The sequence below is a fragment of the Streptomyces sp. NPDC048257 genome, from assembly GCF_043201855.1.
Classification (GTDB): Bacteria; Actinomycetota; Actinomycetes; order Streptomycetales; family Streptomycetaceae; genus Streptomyces.
Genome location: NZ_JBICZI010000003.1, coordinates 413,804 through 438,304 on the forward strand (window position 1 = coordinate 413,804; position 24,501 = coordinate 438,304).

Annotated in this window: 23 protein-coding genes and 1 pseudogene; 6 read left to right on the forward strand and 18 right to left on the reverse strand. The window is 72.5% G+C overall.

The annotated features are described in order from the left end of the window. Window positions 1-33 precede the first annotated feature (33 nt). From ACGFZK_RS09560 to ACGFZK_RS09610, 11 genes and pseudogenes are all read right to left on the reverse strand, one after another. A complete protein-coding gene (locus ACGFZK_RS09560; protein WP_393848281.1) occupies window positions 34-1,641 on the reverse strand; it encodes a phospholipase in 1,608 nt (535 codons plus the stop codon). A gap of 263 nt (window positions 1,642-1,904) precedes the next feature. Further along, the gene (locus ACGFZK_RS09565) at window positions 1,905-2,885 is read right to left on the reverse strand and encodes an alpha/beta fold hydrolase (RefSeq protein WP_393848282.1); all 981 of its coding nucleotides are present in this window, start codon (window positions 2,883-2,885) and stop codon (window positions 1,905-1,907) included. Between the two features lie 176 nt (window positions 2,886-3,061). Next, window positions 3,062-5,818: an NACHT domain-containing protein gene (locus ACGFZK_RS09570; RefSeq protein ID WP_393848283.1), complete on the reverse strand. Its 2,757-nt coding sequence runs from the start codon at window positions 5,816-5,818 to the stop codon at window positions 3,062-3,064. Between the two features lie 164 nt (window positions 5,819-5,982). Next, a complete protein-coding gene (locus ACGFZK_RS09575; RefSeq protein WP_393848284.1) occupies window positions 5,983-6,441 on the reverse strand; it encodes a hypothetical protein in 459 nt (152 codons plus the stop codon). Between the two features lie 123 nt (window positions 6,442-6,564). Then, the gene (locus ACGFZK_RS09580; protein WP_393848285.1) at window positions 6,565-7,173 is read right to left on the reverse strand and encodes an SMI1/KNR4 family protein; all 609 of its coding nucleotides are present in this window, start codon (window positions 7,171-7,173) and stop codon (window positions 6,565-6,567) included. Between the two features lie 152 nt (window positions 7,174-7,325). Next, window positions 7,326-7,892: an HPP family protein gene (locus tag ACGFZK_RS09585; protein WP_393848286.1), complete on the reverse strand. Its 567-nt coding sequence runs from the start codon at window positions 7,890-7,892 to the stop codon at window positions 7,326-7,328. A gap of 179 nt (window positions 7,893-8,071) precedes the next feature. After that, window positions 8,072-8,521: a DUF2199 domain-containing protein gene (locus ACGFZK_RS09590; RefSeq protein ID WP_393848287.1), complete on the reverse strand. Its 450-nt coding sequence runs from the start codon at window positions 8,519-8,521 to the stop codon at window positions 8,072-8,074. Next, window positions 8,496-9,251 carry an MFS transporter gene (locus ACGFZK_RS09595; protein WP_393848288.1) on the reverse strand — a complete coding sequence of 252 codons (756 nt, stop codon included), beginning with the start codon at window positions 9,249-9,251 and terminating at the stop codon, window positions 8,496-8,498. The genes ACGFZK_RS09590 and ACGFZK_RS09595 overlap by 26 nt, the downstream gene beginning before the upstream one ends. A 116-nt stretch (window positions 9,252-9,367) precedes the next feature. Continuing rightward, window positions 9,368-9,712 (reverse strand): annotated as a pseudogene (locus ACGFZK_RS09600) (MFS transporter); the annotation flags it as partial. Further along, window positions 9,652-9,876 carry a hypothetical protein gene (locus tag ACGFZK_RS09605; protein WP_393848289.1) on the reverse strand — a complete coding sequence of 75 codons (225 nt, stop codon included), beginning with the start codon at window positions 9,874-9,876 and terminating at the stop codon, window positions 9,652-9,654. The pseudogene ACGFZK_RS09600 and the gene ACGFZK_RS09605, both read right to left, overlap by 61 nt. After that, on the reverse strand, window positions 9,873-10,466 hold the full coding sequence (locus tag ACGFZK_RS09610) for a helix-turn-helix domain-containing protein (RefSeq protein WP_393848290.1): 594 nt from the start codon (window positions 10,464-10,466) through the stop codon (window positions 9,873-9,875). The genes ACGFZK_RS09605 and ACGFZK_RS09610 overlap by 4 nt, the downstream gene beginning before the upstream one ends. Here ACGFZK_RS09610 and ACGFZK_RS09615 point away from each other — a divergent pair. Together ACGFZK_RS09615 and ACGFZK_RS09620 are read left to right on the forward strand one after the other, a co-directional pair. After that, the gene (locus ACGFZK_RS09615) at window positions 10,465-10,983 is read left to right on the forward strand and encodes a GNAT family N-acetyltransferase (RefSeq protein WP_393848291.1); all 519 of its coding nucleotides are present in this window, start codon (window positions 10,465-10,467) and stop codon (window positions 10,981-10,983) included. The two genes, ACGFZK_RS09610 and ACGFZK_RS09615, sit on opposite strands and share 2 nt — an antisense overlap. Window positions 10,984-11,212: 229 nt before the next feature. Beyond that, complete coding sequence (locus tag ACGFZK_RS09620) at window positions 11,213-11,425, forward strand: hypothetical protein (RefSeq protein ID WP_393848292.1); 213 nt, start codon at window positions 11,213-11,215, stop codon at window positions 11,423-11,425. Between the two features lie 23 nt (window positions 11,426-11,448). On the opposite strand, the gene ACGFZK_RS09625 is transcribed toward ACGFZK_RS09620, so the two are convergent. Then, a complete protein-coding gene (locus ACGFZK_RS09625) occupies window positions 11,449-11,826 on the reverse strand; it encodes a DUF4190 domain-containing protein (protein WP_393848293.1) in 378 nt (125 codons plus the stop codon). Further along, entirely contained in the window at window positions 11,823-12,014 is a 192-nt protein-coding gene (locus ACGFZK_RS09630) for a hypothetical protein (RefSeq protein ID WP_393848294.1), read from the reverse strand. Before ACGFZK_RS09630 ends, ACGFZK_RS09625 begins: the two co-directional genes overlap by 4 nt. Window positions 12,015-12,113: 99 nt before the next feature. Between ACGFZK_RS09630 and ACGFZK_RS09635 the strand changes: the two genes are divergently transcribed. Continuing rightward, window positions 12,114-12,737: a TetR family transcriptional regulator gene (locus ACGFZK_RS09635; protein ID WP_393848295.1), complete on the forward strand. Its 624-nt coding sequence runs from the start codon at window positions 12,114-12,116 to the stop codon at window positions 12,735-12,737. A 16-nt stretch (window positions 12,738-12,753) separates the two neighbouring features. Here the strand turns inward: ACGFZK_RS09635 and ACGFZK_RS09640 are convergent, their stop codons facing one another. The 3 genes from ACGFZK_RS09640 to ACGFZK_RS09650 all read right to left on the reverse strand — a co-directional run bounded on the left by ACGFZK_RS09640 (window position 12,754) and on the right by ACGFZK_RS09650 (window position 16,218). Beyond that, window positions 12,754-12,936, reverse strand: a complete 183-nt coding sequence (locus tag ACGFZK_RS09640) for a hypothetical protein (RefSeq protein WP_393848296.1) — start codon at window positions 12,934-12,936, stop codon at window positions 12,754-12,756. A 74-nt stretch (window positions 12,937-13,010) separates the two neighbouring features. Continuing rightward, window positions 13,011-13,973, reverse strand: coding sequence for a nucleoside hydrolase (locus ACGFZK_RS09645; RefSeq protein ID WP_393848297.1), 963 nt, complete (start codon window positions 13,971-13,973; stop codon window positions 13,011-13,013). A gap of 154 nt (window positions 13,974-14,127) precedes the next feature. Further along, window positions 14,128-16,218 (reverse strand): MMPL family transporter, encoded by a 2,091-nt coding sequence (locus tag ACGFZK_RS09650; protein WP_393848298.1) that lies wholly within the window; start codon window positions 16,216-16,218, stop codon window positions 14,128-14,130. A gap of 480 nt (window positions 16,219-16,698) precedes the next feature. Here ACGFZK_RS09650 and ACGFZK_RS09655 point away from each other — a divergent pair, with 480 nt between their 5' ends. Next, on the forward strand, window positions 16,699-17,985 hold the full coding sequence (locus ACGFZK_RS09655; protein ID WP_393848299.1) for an AI-2E family transporter: 1,287 nt from the start codon (window positions 16,699-16,701) through the stop codon (window positions 17,983-17,985). Between the two features lie 108 nt (window positions 17,986-18,093). Here the strand turns inward: ACGFZK_RS09655 and ACGFZK_RS09660 are convergent, their stop codons facing one another. Next, entirely contained in the window at window positions 18,094-20,058 is a 1,965-nt protein-coding gene (locus tag ACGFZK_RS09660; RefSeq protein WP_393848300.1) for an FHA domain-containing protein, read from the reverse strand. Window positions 20,059-20,239: 181 nt separating this feature from the next. Between ACGFZK_RS09660 and ACGFZK_RS09665 the strand changes: the two genes are divergently transcribed. Both ACGFZK_RS09665 and ACGFZK_RS09670 read left to right on the forward strand, forming a co-directional pair. Then, the gene (locus ACGFZK_RS09665) at window positions 20,240-21,739 is read left to right on the forward strand and encodes a serine/threonine-protein kinase (protein WP_393848301.1); all 1,500 of its coding nucleotides are present in this window, start codon (window positions 20,240-20,242) and stop codon (window positions 21,737-21,739) included. Window positions 21,740-22,090: 351 nt separating this feature from the next. Then, window positions 22,091-22,891 carry an arylamine N-acetyltransferase gene (locus ACGFZK_RS09670; protein ID WP_393848302.1) on the forward strand — a complete coding sequence of 267 codons (801 nt, stop codon included), beginning with the start codon at window positions 22,091-22,093 and terminating at the stop codon, window positions 22,889-22,891. Window positions 22,892-22,936: 45 nt separating this feature from the next. Here the strand turns inward: ACGFZK_RS09670 and ACGFZK_RS09675 are convergent, their stop codons facing one another. Next, window positions 22,937-24,478, reverse strand: coding sequence for a hypothetical protein (locus ACGFZK_RS09675; protein ID WP_393848303.1), 1,542 nt, complete (start codon window positions 24,476-24,478; stop codon window positions 22,937-22,939). Between the last annotated feature and the right edge of the window lie 23 nt (window positions 24,479-24,501).

The following is a 24,501-nucleotide window of genomic DNA, read 5'->3' on the forward strand; positions in this document are numbered from 1 at the left end:
CGGGGGGCAGGTGCGGGGCCGGGTACGGGGGTGTCAGCCCTGGCAGAGGCCGCGGGCGTAGTCGTACGTCGCGGTGGCCTGGGAGTACCGCCACTGCGGGTCCAGCAGGTCGCTCTTCAGCTGTCCGGCCGCGGCCGGGCTCTCGACGACGTAGCCGAAGTCCTGGAGCCAGGACGGGTACAGGTTCTTGGAGCCGATGTAGAAGGCCGACCCGTCGACCGAGACCAGCTTGTGGTGCTGGGCGTACGGCTTCCCGTCCGCCCAGGCCGGCCGGTCGGACGCGCGGAAGGTGGCCAGCTGGAGGTTCTCGCACAGGGCCGTGCGCGCCCGGCCGCCGTCACCGGTCAGGGCCGCCACCCGGCCGCGCAGGGCGTCGCTGACCTCGGAGAGCGACTTGATCTGCGAGTAGCCGCCACTGCCGATCGTGCCGCGGTTCGCCGGGTCGCTCACCACGATGCGCACCTTCACACCGGACACGAGCTTCGCGGCGAGGGCGTCGTAGAGGCGCACGTCGTAGCGGGGCAGCGGCGGGCAGGTGGCGTGCACGTCCTGCTGGGAGATCTCGATGTGCGAGGTCGCGCTGGATACCAGGGCGCGCAGGGCGCTCTCCTCCGGGTTGACGGTGTCGTAGTCCCGGTCGGCGTTGGTGTAGTCGTGCACCCCGATCCCGCACTTGGTGTCGCCTGCGGTGGGCAGGACCGGCCGGAAGGAGGAGGTGGGGTCGTTCTTGCGGATGCCCACGCCGAGGCCGCCGACGGCGAGCGCGGGCACGTCCCCGCCGCCCGCCGGGGCGGCCGGCCGGGGCAGGGAGGGCATGCAGTCCGCGCCGGGCGAGGAGGCGAACCAGACCGAGCTCCAGCTGCTCCTGTTGCGGCAGGTCCAGTCCCACAGCGAGTCCAGGTAACGGCCCGCGGAGCCCGCGGCGGGCCCGGTCAGCGCGAGGTCGACGTCGCTCACCGGGTGCGAGGTCTCCAGGTAGTCGTCCTTCCAGCTGTTGATGCCGCCGGTGATGACCGAACTGCCGTCCACGACGATCAGCTTGGAGTGGTTCCAGGAGAACGCGGTCTTCGAGGTGGTCATCGAGGCCACGTTGAGGGTGATGTTGCCGGCGGCCGCCGGGCCCAGCTTCGCGAGCAGCTCGTCCCGGTAGGACGACGGGATCACCGTGGAGTGGTAGATGGGCGCGGCGCCCACCATGATGCGCACCTTCAGCCGGTTGCCCTTCCCGGCGGACTCCCGCAGGCCCGCGACGATCGCCTCCTGGTAGCCGCCGTTGGGGAAGGGCGCCAGCGTCGATATGTCCACCGTTTCCCGGGCATCGGCGATGTCCTGGCGCATCTTGTCCAGGAGACGGCGCGATCCGGGCCGGTCGGCGCAGGTGGCGTCGCCCCAGCAACCGGGTGTCTGGAGCAGCCAGTCGGCGCCTCCGGGGGTGGAGGAGCCGAGCCGGTTGCCGGCGGTACGTTCCCAGACCGAGCCCTCCAGGCCCGGCGAGACCTGACGCAGGGTCTGCTCGACCGAGTCCAGGTGTGGTGTGGGTGCGTCCGCGGCGGACGCGGGGGCGGCGGCGCCGAGGAGGGCGAGGCCGAGGGCGAGGGCCGTGGTGGAGACGAGGGCCGTCGTACGGACGGTGCGTGCCAATGTGGTTCCTTGACTGGGGGGTGGCTCCGGCCGGGGGCGTGGTCGGCCACACCTCCGACCTTGATCAACCCGCGCAAGTTACCAGCACGTAGCTTTCTGTTCACCCGTCTCGGGTCAGTTTTGGCCACCCGGAGGCGGACCGCCCACAGCGCGGGTCAGAACTGCCGATTCCGTACGGAACCACGAGCCGTGGCACCACTCCCCCGTCACCCGCCTCGCGGGTGACGGGCCCGGTACACATCAGCGGGGACTCGGGAGAGGCTTCAGGCGGGCAGGGAGGCGAGCCAGTCGGTCAGGAGCCGGTTGACCTCGGCGGGGCGCTCTTGCTGAATCCAGTGGCCGCAGCCGTCGAGGATCCGGGAGGAGACCAGGCCGGGCAGGGTGGCCGGGAATGCCCTGATCGCATCGGCCATCCACGTGGTGGAGGCGTCCAGGCCGCCACCGATGAACAGGGAGGGCTGGGTGAGGGGCGCGCCGTCGAAGTCGGCGAGATCTTCCCAGTCCCGGTCCATGTTCCGGTAACGGTTGAGGGCCCCGCTCATGCCGGTCCGCTCGAACTCCCCGGTGTAGACGTCCAGGTCCTTCTCGCTGAGCCAGCCGGGCAGCCGGCCGGTGGGGAAGCGGTCGCGCAGGCTCCCGCCCCGGCTGACGAAGTGCGGGCCGGGGGCGTCGGGGGCGGGCATGGTGTCGGCGGACAGGGCGGCGTAGAAGCCTGCGAGCCAGCCGCGCACGTCGGGCTCGATCTCGGCCTCGGCCCGGCCGGGCTGCTGGAAGTAGGAGACGTAGAACTCCTCGTCCCCACCCAACTGCGCGAAGACCTTGCCGGGCTGCGGCCCGCCGTGCGGGGCGTAGGGAACACTGAGCATCCCCACCGCACGGAAGACGTCCGGCTCGACCAGAGCGGAGTCGGCGGCGATGGCCGACCCCCAGTCGTGGCCGATGACCACCGCGGACTCCTCGCCCAGGGCGTGCACCACGGCGACGTTGTCCTCCACCAGCTCCAGCATCCGGTACGCGTCGCGGGCACCGGGCTTGGAGGAGCGGCCGTAACCGCGGACGTCGATCGCGGCCGCGCGGTACCCGGCTGCGGCCAGGGCCGGCAGCTGGTGGCGCCAGGAGTACCAGGATTCCGGAAAGCCGTGCACGAGCAACACCAAGGGCCCGGTGCCCTGCTCCACCACGTGGATCCGGCCCGCGGGCGAGGAGACGAGCCGATGGGTGACTTCCGTGGCCTGCTGCGACATGCGTCCTCCAGGATTCCCGACCGGCCATGCGCCAAGATCGGTACCCCATCGTGCGAGTGACGGCGCAGGCGTGGCGAACCTTGTTGCCGGTTTGGCAAACCGGTTCCGGGCGGACGGGCCGGTGAACCGACCGGGCGGCCGCACCGGTCCGCTGTCGGTCGGGGGTCGGGCCGCGGTCAGCGCCGGATCCGGTTGCGGCCGAGGGTGGTCAGCGAGGCCGAGGCGTTCGCCCGGAGATCCCTGTCGCGGGTCGTGTCGTCGGCGAACGCGGCGAGGAACGCGATGCCTTGCGCCCGGTGTCCGTCCAGCTCCGCCAGCGCACGGGCCGCCCAGACCCGCGCGTCCGACTGGAGTGCGGCGTCCGCCATGAAGGCGCTGAGGAGGGGCGCGGAGCGTTCCTCTCCGAGCTCGGCCAGGGCCGCGGCCGCCAGCATCCGGTCCCAGTCCTCCACGCCCGCCTCCTCGGCGATGCCGGCGAGAAGGGCGACGCCTTCGTCACGGTACTCGTCCAGCGAGGCCAGCGCCTGAGCGGCGTTCACGCGATGGGTCGCGTCCTGGGTGGCGTCCGAGGCGAACGCGGCGAGCCGCTCGGCGGCCAGGCCCTGGAGCTCGGTGGAGCGTGCCATGACCGTCAGCGCACGCACGCGGTTGGAGCTGTGCATGCCGTAGAAGGCGAGGTCGTGCGCGACCACCTCGACTGCCTTGTCCTCGTCGAAGACGGCCAGGGCCTCTGCCGCGTTCAGGCGGGTCTCGGAGCTCGGTACGCTCTCCAGGGCGAAGGCCGTCAAGAGGCTGACGGCCTGCTGCCGGCAGCCGTCCACCTCGGCCAGGTACCGGGCGGCACTCACGCGATCGTACGGGCTCGTGCCGGGGTCGGCCGCGAAGGCGGCGAGCAGACCCGCGCCATCCTCCGCGTGGCGTCCCCCCAACCGGGTGAGCGACCGGGCCGCCCACGCGTCGCCGTACCGGGCGAGCTCGAGCAACAGCCGCGCGCCGAGGTCCCGGTAGCCTTCCAGCTCGGCCAGGGACTCCGCGGCGTCCACCCGGAGGATGTCATCCGCTTCGGGACTCAGGAAGAACGCTTCGAGCAGCCGGGCGGCCTGGTCCTCGTACCCCTCCAGCCGCGCCAGATCCCGGGCGGACGTGACACGGGTCAGGTCGTCCAGAGCGGGGTCCATGGCGAACGACACCAGGAGAGCGGCCCCCTCGTCCCGGTGCCCGTCGAGGCCGGACAGTGCGGTGGCGGCCCAACTGCGCTCGAACGGCTCCAGATCACGACCGCGGGCGAGGCGGGCCAACAGCTCGGCGCCCTCCTCCCGGTGCCCGTCCAGCTCGGCCAGGTCCCAGGCGGCTTCCACCCGATTGCGATGGATCAGGAGGGGACTTCCGGCGAAGGCCGTCAGCCAGCGCGCGGTGGTCCTCGACGGGAGAGCGCTGCCGAGCTGCACCTGTGCCTTGACCAGGTAGTAGCCGGCGATTCCGGCGGGGGCGACGAGATCCTCCAGGGCTCGTACGGTGGCGGCCGCGATCCGGTCGCCGGGGAGCAGCAGTCCGTCGAGGAGGAAGCCGAGGTGGGAAGGGTCCAGGTCGAGGGGGTTCAGCCGGTCGTCGTCGGGGGCGCGACGGGCCGGCCAGGGAAGCCGGTCGCGGAGCCGTCGGGCGGGGGCGAGCCTGCGGAGCAGACGGTCGCGAGCCTGCTCGTCGCGGGTGGCGTGGCGCGCGGCGAGGTACTCAAGGAGGGTGCGGTGGACGAAGTCGACGTCGTCCGCCTGGTCTTCCAGCAGCCCGGTGGCCCGCAGCAGATCGTTCAGGAGCGCATGCCAGAGCGGTGGCCTGACCTTCTCGGGGCGCCGGGCGAGGGGGTGCGCGGCGAGGATCTCGGCGGCGGGGGCGGTGCTTCCGCCGAGTCGTTCGTGGGCGAGGTGGTCGATGAGCCGGGGCAGGTGTTCGCGGGCGTGTTCCGCGGCCAGCTCGACCGCCCGGCGGTCACCGGGGATCTGGTACCGGCCGGCCAGTGCGCGGATGGCCTGGTCCTGGAGGGCGGCGACGCCTTTGTGGGCGTTCTGTTCGTAGAGCAGTTCGGTGAAGGAGCGGAAGACGCCGGTACGGCCGTCGGGGAGCGGCTGGTCGGGGTCGGCCATGTAGAGCCGGCAGAGCATGGCGGCCATCAGGGGCGTGCGGGCCAGGCCTTCCAGCCGGGTTCGGATGATGCCGTTCGTGAACGCCCTGACGTGGTGTGCGGGGTCGGACAGTGCGCTGAAGCGTTTCTGTACGTAGGCGCGCACGTCGTCGTCGGTGAACGGTTGCAGCGTGAAGCGGTCGGCGTCCCGGCCCAGTCGGTCGAGTTCGCCACCGGGCAAGGGGCGGGTCGCGACGAGGAACCGGTACGGCGAGTCCTTCTGCCCGGCTTCCCGGGACAGCCTGTCCAGCAGCGACAGCCTGGCGGTGCGGTCCGGGACCTCGTCGAGGCCGTCGACCATCACCAGCCAGGGTGCGTCCGGAACCGGACGGCGGCGGAAGAACTCCTCGGGCAGCGCCTCGCGCAGCCCGAAGGGGCCGAGCGCACGGGTCACCGCCGTGGCCAGTGCCTGGGCGAGGAGGGGCGAGGCGACCAGTTCGGTGGCGCGGACCAGGACCGGGGCGAAGGTGGGGGTCCCGTCGCTCCCGTGACGTTCCAGGTGTTCGGACCCCTCGACCAGGTGACGGCGGAGCAGAGTCGACTTGCCGTCCCCCGGCCCGGCCAGGAGGACGCGGACGCGGCTCTCTCCGGCGAAGACACGCTCGGCGGGTTCCGGGGAGCGACCCGAAGCCGGCTTGACCTGCCGGTGGATGTACACGTCGGCGATCGGCGGCGCGGCGAGTTCGCCCGCGAGCCCGGGATACGCGTGCTGGTCCGCCGAGTTCCGGACGGCCCGCAGATACGCGTCGAACAAGGCGGCCGAAACGGCGCCCCGTTCACCGCGGGCCGCGTCCTGCGGCCCAGGTCCTGAGGCGTAGTACGTGAAGCTGCCGGCGTGCCCGACAGCGATGCCGCCGCCGGAGGCGGTGATGGCGGTTCCTGCCGTGATGTGGGGGGCCTGAGTGCCGCCGGATCCGCTCAGCCCTGCTGCGGAGCCGGCTTCGGAGGGGTTCCGACGGTGACGTCCCGCATCCGCAGCGCCGCCGCGGAACCGTGGTCGGCCCGGATGTCCACGCTCCCCCCGACCGCCTGGCCGTCGCCCGTCGCGGACACCCCGTGCGCCGGTGCGTGTGCGTCGAGCAGGGCGCGCAGGGTACGTGCCGCCTCCTCGCGATCGGCATCGCCGAGATCCTCCAGGGCCTGCTCGAAGCGGGCCTGCCAGGCACCTTGCTGACCGATGGCCAGCCGCTCGGCCTCGTCCTCGTCCCGGGCGCCCTCGAGTGCTGCCGCGCAGCGGTCCAGCCGCTCCAGCTCGACGCGCTCCCGCGCCTCGTCGCCCCGCCCGAACCACCCGGCGACGGCTTCCTGGAGCCCGTGCCACGCACTGGTCCCGGCCGCCTGAACCACTGCGGCGCCTCCGGCCGCGGCGAGTGCCACCAACCCCTCCGCCAACACCCGACCGCCCCCGTCCCTTTCGTGTCCGATGCACGAAACCGTAGTACTCGACGCTACGCTCCGCAGCGCTTTCGCCAAGAGTCCGTGCGGCAAGGGGCCCTTTCCTCACCCGGGTGTCCCCCGATCATCCAGCGCCCACCGGCCCTCGGCTGCAGGAGCCGCAACGTGCCGAGGTCCGGTTGGCGTTGGCCCCGGCTCCGCCAGGTGGTACCTCGGGCGGGGCCCCGGCCAGTGACGGTCGATGAACGGTGGGCGGTCGACGCGGTCGAAGCAGCGCAGGACGAAGTCGGTGAAGGGGCCGGCGGTTTCGAACCAGCCGCCGCATTCGTCCTGGACGACGATGCGCCAGTCGTCGGGATCCGGTTCCAGCGGCAGAAAGTAGTAGGCATTGCCCTGCTCGTCGGACCCCCACCAGACAAGACCGCCCTCCTCGGGGTGGAAGGGCCAGGGGAACTGTCCGGGATCCCTCTCCGCCGGCCCCTGTGGCGGCCAGAGCCGCTCCGCTTCCTCTGCGGTGCCCTCCGTCGGCCGGTCCAGCCACAGGTACCCGTCGATGGCTCCCGGCCCGTAGAGGTCGAGAAACGCCTTGTAGTCCGACGGCAGCACCAGCCCCAGATGCGTCTTTGACGCCTCCCACAACCCCGGCCTCGCCCACCCCCAGGCCTCCGGCTCGCCCAGTAGCTCCTTGAGCCGGCCCAGACCCGTCACAGCCACACCTCCACCTCACACGACGACGTACGGGGCGAACCCTGCCAGGCAGCGCTGACATCGGAGAAATATGCCCGCCTCGGACCCCGCTCCCGGCGTCCGCGCCGGTCTCGCCGCCACACCGGCAATCGGCGAGAGCCTGTCCGGGAGCGCCGCCGCTACCACCAGCGGACCGGATACCGAGCTGCCCCCCGGCGTACGCGGGACGCGGCAAAACCTGCGAGGACCAGGACCACGGTGGAGCCGAGCAGCAGGGGGACGAACCGCGCAGGTGCCGGGGTCTGCAGCACGACGACGACGGCGGTGGCGCACGCGGGTGAGTGCGGGGTCCGGGCGAGGGTGGTGGCGGCGAACGTCAGCCCCCCGGCCAGGGCCGCACTCCAGGGGCTGCTCTGCGACAGCACGAGGACCACGTAACCGGCTCCGGCGCCCAGGAGGTGCGCGACGACGACGCTCCGGGGCTGGGCCACGGGCAGGGTGGGAGTGCTGTGGAGGACTCCGGCACTTGCGGCAAGGGACGGTATGAGAACCGGTTCGCTGATCATCGCCCCGATGGCCGCGAGTACGAGCAGGCCGGCGGTGACTGCGCTGACGCCGTGCAGGGCCGCGGCCGCGGCGTGCCAGACGGAGCGCCGACGCCCTCGCCCCGTCGGGAGAGGGGCGTCGTCGCGCAGCGCCTCGGGGCCGGGCACGCGCCGGCGGGACAGCGCGGAGTCAGCGTTCACGATGGCGGCTCCTGGCACGGCGGCATACGGGGCGGCGGGACGACGGGTGGGGTCGCACCGTCCGCCACCCTGCACCGCTGGTCTGTCACCGGCCTACATCGAGTGGCTCGCCGCCGTGGGCGGCTGCTTCGACGCCCGGCGCCGCCGCGCGCGCTGACCGCGGCCTCACCTGCGGCGACTCAGGCCGGGTGCAGCACGGCCGCAGCGATCTCACGTACGCGTTCCAGGGTGATCCCGGTGCGCTGTTCGACGGCGAGCGGGTGGTCGGTGGGCTCCAGCTCGATGAAGGGCCGCCTGCCGACAGGTCGTGTGTGGGCGTTGGTCTTCAGGTTGGTGGTGCTCTCGGAGTAGAGCGCGAGCTCGGTGCTGAGCCAGCCGAAGTAGGGCTTCTCGGCCTCACGGCCCTCCGTGTCCCACACCTCGAGGGCACGCGTGAAGTTGTCTCTGCTCAGAGAGACCCAGACACCCCAGGAGAAGACGTCCTCGCTGCCGATCACCGGTATCTCGATCAGCCCCTTGACGAAGAGGTGCTGGCCCTTGATCACGCACTGGTCGGACGACAGCATGCAGTCCGGATCCGTTTCGAAGGCGGGCTCCCAGACATCAGGAGCCATGGTCGAGTAGCTCATGGGGAGTTCTGCATGGTGCTCGCCACAGCAGGAGCACGTGAAACCGGAATCGATAGACATGGCGCGAGCCTAAGGGCTGTTCGGCCGCCGGCAGTTCAGGCATCCTCGCACTCCGCCGGTACGCCGCCGCTACTCCGACGGGGACGAGGCCGTCCGCGGCGCCGTCGGCAGAGCGCAGCACTCCGCTGCTCGGCGTGTCCGTCGGGCGCCGGTGTGTCCGAGGGCGGCAGCGAGGAGGAGCGCAGCGAGGGCCGTCAGGGTGGTGCCCTGCCAGCCGAGGTTGTCGAGCAGGGGTGCGGGCGAGGCTGGTGCCGATGGCGCCGGTCGCGAAGTAGAGCACGAGGTAGACGCTGCTGAGGCTGCCCGAGCGCTCGGGGTCGAGGGCGATGATGCGGCCCTGGTTGGCGGCCTGGGCGGCGAAGCAGCCGGCGTCGAAGAGGGCGAGCCCGAACGCCACGACCGGTGGGGTGTTCAGGCCGGTGGCCAGCAGGGCGGCTCCGGCCGCGGCGGCCAGCAGAGCGCCGGTGATCAAGGTGCGCGGGCCGTACCGGTCGGCGAGGCGTCCGGTGACGGGGAGTACGGCGAAGCCGAGGAGTCCGGCGAGGCCGTACGGGCCGATGGTGGTCGGGCCGAGGGAGTGTGGCGGCTCGGCCAGGGTGAGGGTGAGCGCGACCCAGGTGAGGTTGAAGGCGAAGTACCACAGCCCCCCGGTGGCCACGGCTCGGCGCAACTGCGGGTGGTGGCGCAGGAGCGGCGGAAGCGAGGCGAGGGTGGAAGGTGGCTGGGGCGGGAGGACAACCGCTGCCGGGGCAGGAGCGTGGCGGCGGCGATCGCGCCGAGCAGGGCGAGGGCGGCGAAGACGAGCAGCATCCGCCGCCGGCCGAGGAGGTCGGCGAGTGCTCCTCCCACCAGGCGGCTGAGCAGGATGCCGGCCGACATGCCCGCGGCCACGATGGCGACGCCGGTTCCCCGTCGCCCGGGTGGGGCGTGACGGCCCGCGATGTTGCCGGCCTGGGCCGCGACGCCGGCGGCAGCGCCGATGGGCAGGTAGGCAGCCAGCAGCACGGCCGGGCCGGGCGCGGTGGCGGCGAGGGTGAGGGCGGCGGCGAGGGCGGCGAGTTGACCGGCGATCAGGCGGTGGGGGCGAGGCGGTCGGTGAGCGGGAGCAGGAAGGCGAAGCCGGTGACGCAGCCGGTGAGCGCGGCGGTCGGCACGAGGCCGATCACGGAGAGCGGGACGTCCAGGTCTGCGGCGACCGCGGTGAGCGCGGGTTGGACGGCGTAGTTGTTCGCGATCGCCGTTCCGGCCATGGCGGCGAGGAGGAACGTGGTGCCCCGTGGAAGGGGGCGGGTCACGGCCGGGTGCCGCGGGCGAGGATGACGGCGTAGCGGCAGTCGGTGTCGCTGGTGTTGGCGAAGGCGCGCTCGGTGGGCTCGCCGAGCTCGATGGTGTCGCCCTCGTGGAGCTCGTGGACCGTGTCCCCGTCGTGGAAGGTCAGGTGGCCGCCGAGGACCCAGACGACCTGTCGTACGAAGGCGAAGGCTGCGGCCGGATAGGGCACGCGGGCTCCTGGGGGCAGGTGGATCTCGGCGATCTCCGCGGGAAACTGCGGGCCGGTGATCTGGCGACGCCGGTAACCGGTCGCCGGGTCCCGCCACTCGGCCGCGTCGGCCCGGCGAAGTACTCCTGCGATTCCTGTCGTGTCGTCGTCCTGAGTTCCCTCGGCGAGGGTGAGCAAGGAGGCGATGCCGAGCTGGAAGGCGGCGGACAGTTTGCCGAGGACGACGGCGGTGGGGCTGCTCTCGCCGCGCTCGATCCGGCTGATCATGGCCTGGGACACGCCGGAGGCTTCCGCGAGCTGGGCCAGGGTCCACCGACGGCGTTCCCGTTCGGTGCGGACGCGGGCCGCGATCCGGGCCACCAGGGGATCTACTATGTTGGACATGAATCCAATATATGAGAGAGATCGGCATGTGACCGTACGCCGGGCGCTCCCCGGTGACGCGGAGGCCGTCCGGGCGATTCGCAACCATGCGATCGAACACTCGACGGCCCTGTGGACACAGACCCTGCAGGCCCCGGCCGAAGCGGCTGCCTGGCTCGCCGCCCACCTGGAGCGGGGCTCGGCGTTCGTGGCGGAAGTGGAGGGCGCCACGGCCGGGTTCGGGGTCTACGGTCCATGGCGGGAGAAGGACGGGTACCGCCACACGGTGGAGGACTCGGTCTACGTCCGCGAGGGCATGCACGGACTCGGCATCGGCTCCGCACTGCTGGCCGACCTCATCGCCTCGGCGCGCGACACCGGCCACCACGTCGTGGTCGCCGGCATCGAAGCCGAGAACACCGCGTCCATCCGGCTGCACGAACGGTTCGGCTTCCGCCACGTCGGCACGGTTCCGGAGGCCGGCACCAAGTTCGGCCGATGGCTCGACCTGACCCTCATGCAGCTGCCCCTGACCTGAACCGCGGGGAAGCTGCGAGGTCCGCGGCCCGCCCGGCCGCACCCCGCAGGCGCGCCGGCCGGGCGGGCAGGTCCGAGGCACTGGCTGCTCACGCGTGCCGGGCATCATGGAGGCCATGGACACACCCCACGCCGACTGGATCGACATCGCGGCCTACGAGAACCTGCCGGGCCGCCTCCCCCCGATGGCGGCCGTCCGCGCTTGACTGCGCGACCGCGGCGTCGACTGGATGCCCTTCGACCTGGACGAGATCCACATCGATCTGGCCTGCGGCATCGGGCCTGACGGCCACTGGCACGGCTGGTTCGCCATACGCGTCCACGCCGACGCGCTACGGCCGCTCGGGCTTCACCCCGACCAGCCCAGCGCCAAGGTGGTCGGTGCGTCTCCGCCCGGCTGGTGGCATGCCGCCGCAGAGCGCAACAGCCGCCGGCACCGCTGAAACAGGCCCTGGGCGTCGGCACATCAGGTCAGGCTCCACGACCATGTCCCGTCCGCGGTGACGAGGCAGGCGAGGACCACCAGGTCGGCAAGGCCCAGGGCGATGCCCAAGCGGGCCCGGCCGGGCCTCGTCGTGTGCCGTCGCAGGGCGAGGGCGCCGAGGACGACGGCGATCGGACCGAGGAAGAGGTTCATCACGAGCAGCCCCACCAGGCCGAGGACGAACGCGGTGACGGCCATCGCGTCGGCGTCCCGGGTACGGGCCGGGGGCCGGGCCCCGGCACTGGCACTGGCTCCGGTACGGGCACTGGCTCCGGTACGGGCTGGGGTGTTGGCTTGGGCGTTGGCTTGGGCGTTGGCTTGGGCGTTGGCCGGGTTACGGGAATCGGTCCGCTGGGTCATCGCAGACCTCCCCGGTCGTGGTCGAGTTGTCCGGCCCGGCGGTGGCCCGAGAAGCGCTCGCGTGCGGCGAAGAGGGCGAGCCAGAGGGCGATGGCGAGACCGGCGACCACGCTGACGGGTACGGGGACGTGGGCCACGGCGCCGAGGACGACGCCGAGCACCAGCAACGCACCTACGAGGAAGAGCATGAGACGTCCTTCCATTCAGGTAACAGTTGTTCACTGACTACCCAGTACAGTTTGCCTCATGCTGGCGGCGTACAAGTGTGACGCGGTTGACTTTGCGCCATGACTTCGCACACCGGCTTTCGTGAGACCCAGCGCCGCCGTACCCGACGCGCCCTCCTCGACGCGGCCTTGGCGGAGTTGGAGGAGCGCAGCCTCGGCAGCCTGGGCCTCAGGGAGGTGACCCGGGCCGCCGGAGTCGCCCCCACCGCCTTCTACCGGCACTTCCGGAGCATGGACGAGTTGGGGACCGCGCTGGTCGAGGAGGCGCTGGCCAGTCTGCAGGGGACGGTGCGGGGCATCCTCGCGGCCACCGGAGATGCCGCCCGGCGCGGTGACGCGGCGGTGGAGCTCGTCGCCGAACTGGTGCGCAGCCGGCCCGCGCACGTCCGGTTCCTGGTTCGCGAGCGCCACGGCGGGGTACCGGCGGTGCGCGAGGCCATCGCCGGTCAACTCGACCTCCTCGCCGAGGAGATAGGCGTTGCGCTCGCGGCCGACCCCGTCAGCGCGGGCTGGGACGCCGACGACGTGACGATGCTTTCCCGGCTGCAGGTGGATCACATGTTCATGACGGCCTCGGCGTTCCTGGCCGCCTCGCTCCGGGGGGAGGACTGGTCGGCCGCCACCGGCACGGCCCGGGCCCAGCTCCGCCTGATCCATCTCGGGCGCGTGAACTGGCCCGGGTGACGGGGACGGAGCGCCGCTACGCGGCCTGTCGCGCCGCGTCCGCGTCGGGTGCCACGACGAGGAAGGCGTCCCGGTCCAGGTCCATCACGACGGTCGCCCGCTGGCCCCTCTCCCGGCACCGGGCCGCGTACTCCTCTGCGGGCCAACTCCCGTACGGGTCACCGGCGGGAAAGGAGTCCAGCACCTTCGTACCGCGCACCGCCACCACCTCCTGAGCGAAGAACCGTCTTTACCACCCTGTGCCCCGGGCTTCGGGTCGCATGCGCCTGCCGGTCAGGAAGCCGCCGGCCGGCCCGGGGCACGGGCGCCGAGGGCCGCGACGGCGGCGACCATCCGGTCCCAGAACGGGCCGGCCTCCAGGGTTACGGCCACGCGCGCGTTGACCGGCCGGCCCGTGGAGCGGTGCAGGTCCACCACGGTGGCGCCGCGCGTGTACCGGCCGTGCAGCTCCACGGCGACATGGGCGTCCACGCAGTGCACCAGCCCGGGATCGATGACCCGGGCCACGGCGACGGGGTCGTGCAACGGCGGGCTGGAGAACCCCCACAGCGCCCGGTACGTGGAGCCGAAAAAGGTCAGCAGGTCCGCGCAGGTCCGCCCGAGGGGCGTGCCCAGCGCCACGAAGCGGGCCACCACCTCGGGTGTGGCCAGTGCCTGGTGCGTGACGTTGAGCCCGCACATGGTGACCGGCACCCCCGAGCGGAAGACGATGTCAGCGGCCTCCGGATCGGTGAGCACGTTGAACTCGGCGGCCGGGGTCCGGTTCCCCCGCTCCGTCGAACCGCCCATCAGGACGATCTCGCGGATGCGGGAGGCGTCCTGCGGGTAACGCGTCAGCAGCAGGGCGATGTTGGTCAGCGGCGCGGTCGGAACGAGGGTGACGGGCTCGGGATGCTCGGCGAGCAGCCGGTGGATGAGGTCCACGGCGTGCTCCGGGACCACGTCCACGGTGGGAGCCGTGAAGCTCGGTCCGTCCAGTCCGGAGACCCCGTGCACATCGGCCGCCACGCCGAGCGGCTCGACGAGCGGACGGTCGCAACCGGCCGCGACGGGTACGTCCGTGATCCCGGCGACCGTGCAGACCCGGCGGGCGTTGAGCGTGGTCTTGTCGAGGGTCTGGTTGCCCGCGACCGTGGTGACGGCCAGCAGGTCCACCGCCGGATCCCCGGCGGCCAGCATGATCGCGAGGGCGTCGTCGTGTCCGGGATCGCAGTCGATGATGATCGGGACGGGCACCGTCGCTCCTGACGCTGCGGGGCGTGGAGCTCCAGTGTGCCGCCACGCCGGCGCCCTGAGCACAACGCCTCGCCCCGGAGGTCGAGCAGGCCGCCGCGCCGGCGGACGCCGGCTCCGCCTGCCGGCCCGCACGCGGCCGGGCGCGCCGCAGCGCTCAGCTCGGGCGGCGGCGGCTCAGCCGGCCCGGCCACCAGGCCGCGGGGCCGATGTCGAGGACCAGAGCGGGGACCAGGAGCGAGCGCACGACCAGGGTGTCCATGAGGACGCCGAAGGCCACGATGAAGGCGATCTGCACGAGGAACGCCAGCGGGATGACGGCCAGCGCGGCAAAGGTGGCGGCGAGGACCACCCCGGCGGACGTGATCACTCCGCCGGTGGCCGTCAGACCCCGGATCACCCCCTCGCGGACGCCGTGCCGCAGGGACTCCTCACGCACCCGCGACATGAGGAAGATGTTGTAGTCCACGCCCAGGGCCACCAGGAAGACGAACCCGTACAAGGGAACGGACGAATCCGTGCCGCTGAACCCGAACACGTGGCGGAACACGAGGGCGGACACGCCCAGGGTGGCGAAGAAGTTCAGGGCCACGGTCGCCACGAGCAGCAGCGGCATCACCAGCGAGCGCAGCAGGGCCACCAGGATGACCAGGATGATGGCCAGCACCACCGGGACGATGACCTCGCGGTCCCGCTCGGCCGTCTTCTGCGTGTCGTGGGCCTGTGCGGTGTAGCCGCCCACGAGGGCCTCCGCGCCCGGTACCGGATGGACCGCCTCCCGAAGCCTGACCACCGTCTCCTTGGCCGCCGCACTGTCCGCGGGGTCCTTCAGGACCACGTCGATCCGTACCCGGCCGTCCTTCTCGCCCCGCACGGCGGCCGAGTCCACGCCCTGCGTGTCTGCGGCGCGATCGCGTACCTGTGCCTGCCGGTCGGCGGCGGCGATCACGACGGCCGGGTTGCCGGCGCCTCCCGGGAAGTGCCGGCCGAGTTCCTTCTGCCCGGTCACCGAAGGTGCCTCGTTCACGAAGATCTCGTCCAGCGGAACACCGCCCGAGTGCAGCGCGGGCGCGAAGGCGGCGCAGGCGAGCAGGCCCGCCAGAGCCACGGCCCACACCCGGCGGGGAGCCCCGCTGACCAGGCCGGCGATCCGGCTCCAGATCCCTGCCGCGCCCGTCCCGGCGGTCACGTGCGCCGGCCAGTAGGCCTTGCGTCCCAGCAGCACCAGCGCCGCCGGCAGGAAGGTGAGGGCGCTCGCCACCGCACAGACGATCCCGATCGCGCCGACGGGCCCCAGCGCCCGGTTGTTGGTCAGATCGCTGAGGAACAGGGCGAGCAGGCCCAGCGCCACGGTGCCGGCGCTGGCCACGATCGGACCGCAGGACTGCCGCAGGGCCGCGCGCATGGCCGCGTACCGGTCGTACCGGTCGCACCGTTCGTTCCGGTCGCACCCCTCGGTCCGCTGCTCGGTGTGCCCCAGTTCCTCACGGAAGCGGGCCGTCAGCAGCAGGGCGTAGTCGGTGGCCGCACCGATGACGAGGATCGAGAGGATCCCCTGGACCTGCCCGTCGACCCTGACGAGCCCTGCACTCGCCAGGGCGTAGACGATCGCGCAGGCCAGGGAGAGGGCGAACACCGCCCCGATGATGATCAACAGTGGCAGGAGGACGCTGCGGTAGACGAGCAGCAGGATGACGAGCACGGCCGCGAGTGCCACCCCGAGCAGCAGCCCGTCGATTCCGGCGAATGCCTCCGACAGGTCGGCCCGGGTGGCCGCCGGCCCCGTCACGTGGAACGTGGTGGCCGCGACCCGGGAGCCGGCCTCCCGGATCTCGGCGACCGCGGCGGGCAGTGCGTCCCCCAGCGCGGGGTCCAGGGGCACCACCGCCTGCATGGCCCTGCCGTCGCGCGACCCGACGACGGGGGACGGCGAGCCCGCGATCCAGGGCCGGCCCTCCAGTGCGGCCAGGGCGGCTTGCGCGGAGGCGGTTTCGGCCGGGGTCACCCCCGCGGCGCCGTCCGCCGTCCAGACCACCACGGCCGGCAGCGACTCCTCCTGCCGGAAGGCACCCTGGGCCTGGGCGACCCGGGTCGATTCGGCGCTGCGGGGCAGGAAGGCCGCCTGGTCGTTGGTGGCGACCTCGCCGAGCTTTCCCGAGTAGGAACCGAGGCTCCCTCCGACGCCCAGCCAGACCATGAGGAGGAGGACGGGCACCAGCCACCGGGCCGGTCGGGGCGAGGTGCGCATGACGCTCCTGGAACAGATACGGGTGGACGGCCCACGGACTCCATGGTCAAGAGTGGGCCACGGACGGGACCGGAGGCAGTCGGACACGCCCCGGGTGAGGGGACCCACCCTCCCCCGCGAGGGCACCCCGGGGGCAACTTGCAGCGTTTCTGCATCACTTCCGCCCCTCGGCCGGGCGCGACACACACCGGCCGGTCGGGGCGGTCCGGGCGCTCTCACCGCTCGAACGGAGCCATTCCGCTGCGCCGGCGCGTGCGGCGCTCCGCCCGTACGTCAGGTCGCGGCGGTCCGTGGAGATCACCCGTCGTGCCGCCATCAGGGGGCCGCGCACGCGCTCTGCCGCCTCGGGGGGGGAGGCGACGGAGCCGTGACTCGCCCGCCCGGATTTCATTCGAACGGAGTCCGAACGCATCGGGCCGCACCTGCCTGATCGCCGGAAAACGGGGCAGACGGCGAGGTGAGGCGAAGAAGGAGGACCGGATGCCCGGAATCCGCACCTGGCTCGGTCGCGTGAAGGGCGGCGCCGCCGCGCTCGGTGAGCGTCGTGCGCAGGCGCAGGCGCGCAACGAGGCCGAGCTGCTGGCCGAGCGGGAGCGTGTGGCGCAAGCGCGCCGGATGCGTCCGCGCAACCCGGACCCCGCCCGGGCGGTGCCCTGGGGCGTACGGGTCGCGGCCGAGGCCGGCTGGCGGTTCCTGGTGCTCGCCGCCGCCCTGTGGGTCGTCATGCGGGTCATCGGATCCGTCCGCCTCGTCGTACTCGCCTTCGCCGCCGCGCTGCTGATCACGGCCCTGCTGGAGCCGACGGTCGCCCGGCTGCACCGCGCAGGGCTCGCCCGGGGGCTCGCCACCGCCGTCACCGCGCTCTTCGGGTTCGTCGTCCTGGGACTGGTCGGCTGGTTCGTCGTCTGGCAGGTGCTCGACAACCTCGGCAATCTGTCCGGGCGGCTCCAGGAAGGCATCGAGGAACTGAAACGGTGGCTCCTCGACAGCCCCTTCCACGTGACCGAGCAGCAGATCAACGACGTGGCCGGCAGCCTGAGCGATGCCATCGGCACGAGTACCAGCGAGATCACCTCGACCGGGCTCCAGGGCGTGACCGTCCTGGTGGAGATCCTCACCGGAATGCTGCTGGCGATGTTCTCGACGCTCTTCCTGCTGTACGACGGCAAGCAGATCTGGCAGTGGACGCTCAAGCTGGTGCCCGCCGCCGCCCGGCCGGACGTGGCCGACGCGGGTCCGGCAGCCTGGCGGACACTGACCGCCTACGTCCGCGGGACCGTGATCGTCGCCTTCATCGACGCCCTGTTCATCGGCCTCGGCATCTACTTCCTGGGCGTGCCGCTCGCCGTCCCCATCGCCGTGGTGATCTTCCTGGCCTCGTTCGTACCCCTCGTCGGCGCCGTCGCGTCCGGGGCGGTCGCCGTGGTCGTCGCCCTGGTCACCCAGGGGGTGTTCACCGCCCTGATGACCCTGCTGGTGGTGCTCGTCGTCCAGCAGATCGAGGGCCACGTGCTGCAGCCGTTCATTCTCGGGAGGGCCGTCCGGGTCCACCCCCTCGCCGTGGTCCTGGCCGTCGCCACCGGCGGGGTGGTCGCCGGCATCGGCGGGGCGGTCGTCGCCGTCCCGCTGGTCGCCGTGGCCAACACCGTGATCGGGCACCTGCGCGCCCATGCCGGAGACGACGAGGCGGAGGCGGATCAGGCCCCCGCGGAGGTCGAGGCGGATCGGGTCGAGCCGCCGGCGGCGCCGGGCCGGCATCCTGCCTGACACCCCGGTGTGCTCACCGCCGCCGGCCCCGCGTCACCGGCCCGCCCCGACCCGACCCGCCGCACCAGGTACGGCGGCAGGGGCGCGGCCGGGGACACGAGCACGGCCTCATCGGCCGGAGACGAGCTCCGTACCCAGCCGGACCGGGGGCTGCGGGAGGCCCGGGGGCTGCGGGAGGCTGCGGGGGTCGGCCGGGCGGGGCACGTAGACCGGGGAGTCCGACTGGTAGAAGAGGTCGATGTCGGCCTCCTCACCGCCGACGATCAGGGTGTCCCAGGCGCCGCTCTCAAGCAGCGTGCGAAGGGTGGCGGGGGCGATCGGGGCGAGGTGGGAGCGCAGTTCGGCGTCCGTGGGCAGACCGGGGAGCCGGAACCCCAGCCGATCGCGGATGCCGGCCATCCGGTCCATCAGTGCGTCCAGGTCGCTCCCGGCCGCGGTGTCGGCGCCGGCCGCCCTGTCGCCGGCCTCCGCGCTGCGCGCGATGATGTCCTTGATGGCGCGCGTGACGCCCTGTTCGTCGGTGGTCACCATGGCGTTCCAGGCCCGGCTCTTGTGCCGGTACTGGAGCATGGACATCGCCGCCTCGTGCCGGATGAAGTCGGCATCCCGCAGCGGCTTGCCCTGCCAGGCACGGCTGAGCGAGCGGGCCAGTGAAGTGGCGGAGGCCAGACCGCTGTTGAGGCCGCGGCCGGGCCAGAAATGGATGGCGTTGGCCGCGTCGCCCAGCAGGAAGCCGAAGGTGCCGGGGCTGGTCGCGGTCGGAGGGTGCAGCTGTGCGGTGAACCGCGGGCGCTGCACCATGTCGAGGCGGAACGAGGTGATCGCGGACAGGTCCTCCTCGTCCACGCCGAAAAGGCTGAGGCCCTGCCGGATCTCCTTCCACAGCGGTGAGCTGCGCAGCAGGGCGGGCAGGAAGAGGGTGCCGTGGGTGGGGCAGCGGAACTCGCTGTCCTCGTCCTGCCGGCTCATCAGGCACGGCCGGGTGGCGATGCACTCCTCGAAGACGTGGCGGACCGGGTCGATGCCGATGACGTTCCTGGCCTCCTCCCGGGTGAGCCGCATGTTCAGGAAGCCCTCGCCGCGCAGCGAGTTGAGGAGGAAGCGGTTCTGCGACACGGTGAGCAGCACGCTCATCGGGTCCGGCAGCTTCGACTTGACGCGCAGCCCCAGCACGATGTCCTGGAGGTGCTCGCCGTCGAGCGAGTAGATCGAGGCGTCGGCCGCGCCGAAGCGGTCGGCGTAGTGCTCGCGGGTGCGGGAGCGGCCGCCCTCGCAGACGACGAGGACGTGTTCCTGGGTGAGCCGGTTCTGCTGCTCCGTCACGTCGAAGCGCCGGGGGACGAGGCGGATCGCCGGCCGCTGGTTCGCAAGGTCCAGCAGCCGGTCCTCGATGTGGGCGATCCGGATGTTGCGGGGCGGTCGGCCGTCGACCGAATCCGGGCCGACGGGCCACATCTCGGAGTAGGCGCCGGCGTCGTCGAACAGTGCGCAGAGCACCTCCTCGGACAGGGCGAGGTACTGCCGGCTCTGGACGGTCACGACCTGCTGGCGGCGGAAGTTGCCCTGGGTCTCGTCCTTCCAGACGATCGCGGAGCCCTTCCTGGTCCAGCGCCCGTCGTAGAGGGTGATGGCGGTCCGGCCGGGCAGCATCTCGTCGAGCGCCAGGGCGAAGGCGAGGCCCACCGGGCCGCCCCCGGTGATGGTGACCCGCAGCATGCCGGGGTCCGTGGCGCTCGCCCGGGGGACGTCCAGGAGGGAGAGGTCCATGACCGTCTCCATGGCGTCCTGCGCCTCGTGGAGGAACGTTTCATCACCGATCCGGATGCAGTCGTTCGGGCGCAGCACATGGCGGGTGACGCGCTGGTCGTTGACGAACGTGCCGTTGCGGCTCTCCCGGTCGTAGAGGACGAACCCGGCGTCCTCCGCGAGGATCTCGGCGTGCAGCCGGGAGGCACTGGCGCTGACGATCACGACGCCGTTGTCGCTCTTGCGCCCGAAGCTGAGGGGCTCGCTGCCCAGAACCGCGCTCTGCCCGGTGAAGGGACCCGTGCGCCCCACGATGACCGATGCCACTCAACACTCCTTGGAAACGACGCTGCCGACTGCTCGTACGACAGCAACACGCCATCGGGAACGCGTTCGGTTCATGTTCGGTTCAACTATTTCCGGGAAATTCCCCGCTCCCCGCTGAACCGGGGCCCCGGTCGCCACGTGATGTTTGCGTCGGCTGGCAATTCGAGGGAGAACCGCCCCCATGCACAACGAGGAAACCGAGACCGAGACCGTGGCGGAGACCATGGCGCAGACCGCGCTCGCGGCCACCGGCTCAGCCATCACCGGGGACGCGGTCACCGCCGCGGCCGCGCCGGGTGCAGCGGGCGGGGAACGGCTGATCGCGGGCCGCTACCGGTTGCTGTCCCGGCTCGGCGAGGGCGGCATGGGCACCGTGTGGCGGGCCCGCGACGAGACCCTGTACCGGGAGGTCGCCGTCAAGGAGGTGCGGGCCCCGGCCGGTCTGCGGGCCGGCGACATCGCGCGGATGTACAGCCGGCTGGAGCGGGAGGCGTGGGCGGCGGCCCGGATACCCGACCGCAATGTGGTGACGGTCCACGACGTGGTCATGGAGGACGACCGGCCGTGGATCGTGATGGAACTGGTCCGCGGGCAGTCGCTGGCCGATCTGCTGCGGGCCGAGGGGCCGCTCACCCCGCGGCACGCCGCGCACATCGGCGCGGAGGTGCTCGGCGCGCTGCGTGCCGCGCACGGCGTCGGGGTGGAGCACCGGGACGTGAAGCCGGCGAACGTGCTGCTCGCCGACGACGGGCGGGTGGTGCTCAGCGACTTCGGTATCGCGGTGGTCGAGGGCAGCACCGCCCTGACCATGCCGGGCGAGCTGGTCGGCTCCCCCGAGTACCTGCCGCCGGAGCGGGCGCTGGGCCGCCCCTCGGGCCCCGAGTCCGATCTGTGGTCCCTCGGCGTGCTGCTGTACGCGGCTGTGGAGGGGATCTCGCCGTTCCGGCAGGACACCGCGCTGAGCACCCTGCGCGCCGTCGTGGACGAGGAACCGCCGGTGCCGACCCGGGCCGGTCCGCTCGCCCCGGTCATCGCCGGGCTGCTCCGCAAGGAGCCCGCCGAGCGGACGCCCGCCGCCGAAGTCGCCGAAGCGCTGCGGGACATCGCCCACGAACCGGGCGCCACCACGACGTCCGCCGCCACCCTCCTGCCGGCTCCCGAGGGACCCGGCACGGCCGCGGGAGCGTCACCCCGCACGGCGGAGCCCGCGCACGCGGCACACGCCGCCCCGCCCCGCAAGCGCCGTAGGGCGGCCTTCGTCACGGCCGGCACGACCGTCTGCGTACTGATCGCCGGCGGGCTCGCCTACGCACTCACCGGCAACGACGAGGACTCGGCACCCGGTACGGGCGTACGGATCTCGGTGGCGGGGGCGAACACGACCTACACCGGGAGATGCCCGATCCCCGAAGGCCGGGCCCCGGCGTTCACCGCGACGTTCAGCGCGTCCGAGCCGACTCTGATCTCCTACCGCTGGGTGTCCGGCGACGGCTCGGTGGTGGATCCGCACTGGCGCACCCTGTCGATCGGGGACAAGAGCAACCCGACGGGACAGGACACCGTGCGCCTGACGGCCTACGCGAAGGGCGGCACCCTGACCACCGGGATGGCCGTGGAACTCCAGAGCCCCACCCGCGCCACCTCCAACCCGGTACCCTTCTCGATCACCTGCACCGGCTGAACCAGCTGATCCCGGCCGTCCGGCAGGGATCGTGAGGCGCCAGGGCCGGAGGGAGCCGCCCTCGGGGTCGACCGTGCCGCGCAGCCGCCAGGCCTCCGTGCAGGCCGCCGACATGACGTCCTCCGCGGTGGCCCAGTCCCCGGGATCCGGAAGGCATGGTTGTGGAGGATGCGGGCGTAGCTGTCGAACAGCTCCGCCTAGGCGTCCGGATCCCCGGACCGCGCCCGGGTGCCCATCTCCGTTGTCACTCCTGTCCCGTGACCCGCGTCACGCGCACCGCGGGCGGTCGGCCGAACGACCTAGGTCCAACCGGGTATGGCGGGGGCGGGGGCGGGTTGCGAGAGTACCGGCATGGAAGATCTCCCCGCGTCACGGGTTGACGCGTACCTGCGGCGGATCGGGGCGGGGCGTCCTGGGTCGGCGAGCCCGGCAGCCCTGCGTGACCTGCACCTGGGGCACCTGCGGGCCGTCCCCTTCGAGAGCCTGTCCATCCACCTGGGCCAGGAGATCGTGCTCGAGGGGGACGAACTGCTCGACAAGCTGCTGCTCGGCGGCCGCGGCGGGTTCTGTTACGAGCTGAACGGTGCGTTCGCGCTGCTGCTGCGGTCCCTGGGCTACCGGGTGGAGCTGCTCCAGGCCCGGGTGTACGCGGCCGGCGGCGCGCAGGGCGTCCCCTACGACCACCTGGCGCTGCGCGTGGAGAGCGAGGACGGCCGCCCGTGGCTGGTGGACGTGGGCTTCGGCGACCACAGCCACTACCCGCTGGCCTTCGGCGAACGCGGCGAGCAGCACGACCCGGGCGGGGTGTTCCGGCTCGTGCCGGCCGACGGCCCGGAAGGGGACCTCGACGTCCTGCAGAACGGCGTGCCCCAGTACCGGCTGGAGACGCGCCCCCGGGTCCTGTCCGACTTCGTGGCCGGCGCGTGGTGGCACAGCACCTCCCCCGCGTCGGGGTTCACCCGCAAGCCGGTGTGCTCCCTGCTGACGGAGACCGGCCGGATCACCCTCAGCGACCGCGAACTAACCGTCACGGACGGCGGGGAACGGACCCGACGGACCCTGACCGACGACGCCGAGGTCCTCGCGGCCTACCGGACCCACTTCGGCATCGACCTGCCCCGCGTCCCGATCCCCCTCCACCCCCGCCCGTAACGACCGGCTCCACCGGCCGACGGCATCGGCGGCCGCATGCGAACGTCAGGGGTTCGGCCCCGCCTTCAGGCGGCGGCCGATCTCCTCGGTCATACGGCGCTGGAGTTCGGCCAGTTGCTCGTTCGTGTAGCCCTTCAGGTCGCCGGGATCCCCCGGACTCTTCGCGCCCTCCTGCTGTTGCTGTTTCTGCTGCTCCCGGCGCTTGAGCTCCTGTTCCTCGGGCGAGCCGGGCACCGCGTACGCGCACCGGATGAGCGCTCCGTCGGCGGCCTTCAGGCAGGTCGCCTCACGGCCGCCCACCTGGCCCTTCCCCTCCACCCGGTAGCGGACGTTCTGCTCGCTGCCCACGGTGGCCGTCCAGGTGCCGCCCCCGGTGGGTACGACCTCGAAGACCTGGTCGTCGTTGTAGCAGCAGACGTCCCGGTACTCGGCCTTGATCAGGGCCACGAGCGCCTTCGGCGAGGACCACGCCGGAGCGAGGCGGTGGACGGTCATGGGCGCGAGCCCGCCGCCCTCGTGGCGGGTGGGCACCGTCGAAACGGCCACGACCGAACTCGCCTCGCCCTGCGGCGTGAGCGGGGTGACGTACGCGCTGCGCCCGCCCTCGTCGCGGTACCGCAAGGTGAACTCGGACTCGTTGCCCTCGTTGGCGCCGTCCTCGGAGGCGTCCCAGCCGCTGCGCTCGAACCACCAGTCGCTGAAGCCGCCCACCGCCGCCGTTCCCTCCCGCTGACGGGCGGCGAGGCTGATCGGATAGGACGGACCGGGAACGGCGGAGGTGTCGCTGGTGACGGTGAGCTTTCCGGTCCGCCCGTCGTAGAGCGCGACACCGGCGGGGCGCTCGGTCACCACCAGGAGCCCGGTCTGCCGCTTGAGCGGGACGACCACCACCGGTGTACCGCCCGAGCAGGTCACGTAGACGTCGCCGGCCTCGAAGCGGACCCACCGCTTCTCGGCCGAGATCTTCCTGCCGAGGTTGTGGGTGAACCAGCCGCTGATCCTCGCGTCCGCCACGGACACGTCGAACGGGCAGCGTTCCTGGCTGCGGCTCTCGCCGCCGAGGGGGACGTCCTGCACGAGGCCGACCTCGTACCCGGACAGCCACCCGCGCCGCTCGACCAAGGTGGCGAAGCGGTCCGAGTCGGGCAGGTAGGTGATGTCGGAGATCTCGCCGGTGACATCGCCGAGGTGCGGAGCGGCCTGCGCCTGGCCGGCCACGTACGGCACCCGGGCCGCCAGACCCGGTACGGGCTCGGTCACGACCCGCGCGGTCGCCATGTACGCCCGGTCCTGGAGGTACGAGCCGTACACCAGCCAGCCGACGGTGAGGCCCAGCCCGACGACGGCGCCCAGGCACCCGAGGGCGACGGCCGCGTTCCCGGCACCCGCGCCGCGCCCGGCACGCCGCCGCAGCCGTCCCACCACCAGCCACGCCACCGCCGTACCCGCCGCGGCCAGCAGGGGCAGGGCGAACCAGGCGAAGAGCTTGCGCAACTCCCAGACCGCGATGGTGGTGTAGTACGAGGCGTACCAGAGCGCGAACCCCACCAGCAGAACCACGAACCCCACGCGCAGTGCCCGACCCATCAGCGCCCCCGCCCCTCGGCCCC

Excerpts from the sequence above, each read along its gene's own strand:
- ACGFZK_RS09565 (WP_393848282.1), bottom strand. The coding sequence starts at position 2,885 with ATGTCGCAGCAGGCCACGGAAGTCACCCATCGGCTCGTCTCCTCGCCC.
- ACGFZK_RS09590 (WP_393848287.1), bottom strand. The coding sequence starts at position 8,521 with ATGAGCTACTCGACCATGGCTCCTGATGTCTGGGAGCCCGCCTTCGAA.
- ACGFZK_RS09615 (WP_393848291.1), top strand. The coding sequence starts at position 10,465 with ATGAATCCAATATATGAGAGAGATCGGCATGTGACCGTACGCCGGGCG.
- ACGFZK_RS09610 (WP_393848290.1), bottom strand. The coding sequence starts at position 10,466 with ATGTCCAACATAGTAGATCCCCTGGTGGCCCGGATCGCGGCCCGCGTC.
- ACGFZK_RS09620 (WP_393848292.1), top strand. The coding sequence starts at position 11,213 with ATGCCCTTCGACCTGGACGAGATCCACATCGATCTGGCCTGCGGCATC.
- ACGFZK_RS09625 (WP_393848293.1), bottom strand. The coding sequence starts at position 11,826 with ATGACCCAGCGGACCGATTCCCGTAACCCGGCCAACGCCCAAGCCAAC.
- ACGFZK_RS09630 (WP_393848294.1), bottom strand. The coding sequence starts at position 12,014 with ATGCTCTTCCTCGTAGGTGCGTTGCTGGTGCTCGGCGTCGTCCTCGGC.
- ACGFZK_RS09635 (WP_393848295.1), top strand. The coding sequence starts at position 12,114 with ATGACTTCGCACACCGGCTTTCGTGAGACCCAGCGCCGCCGTACCCGA.
- ACGFZK_RS09650 (WP_393848298.1), bottom strand. The coding sequence starts at position 16,218 with ATGCGCACCTCGCCCCGACCGGCCCGGTGGCTGGTGCCCGTCCTCCTC.
- ACGFZK_RS09655 (WP_393848299.1), top strand. The coding sequence starts at position 16,699 with ATGCCCGGAATCCGCACCTGGCTCGGTCGCGTGAAGGGCGGCGCCGCC.
- ACGFZK_RS09665 (WP_393848301.1), top strand. The coding sequence starts at position 20,240 with ATGCACAACGAGGAAACCGAGACCGAGACCGTGGCGGAGACCATGGCG.
- ACGFZK_RS09670 (WP_393848302.1), top strand. The coding sequence starts at position 22,091 with ATGGAAGATCTCCCCGCGTCACGGGTTGACGCGTACCTGCGGCGGATC.
- ACGFZK_RS09675 (WP_393848303.1), bottom strand. The coding sequence starts at position 24,478 with ATGGGTCGGGCACTGCGCGTGGGGTTCGTGGTTCTGCTGGTGGGGTTC.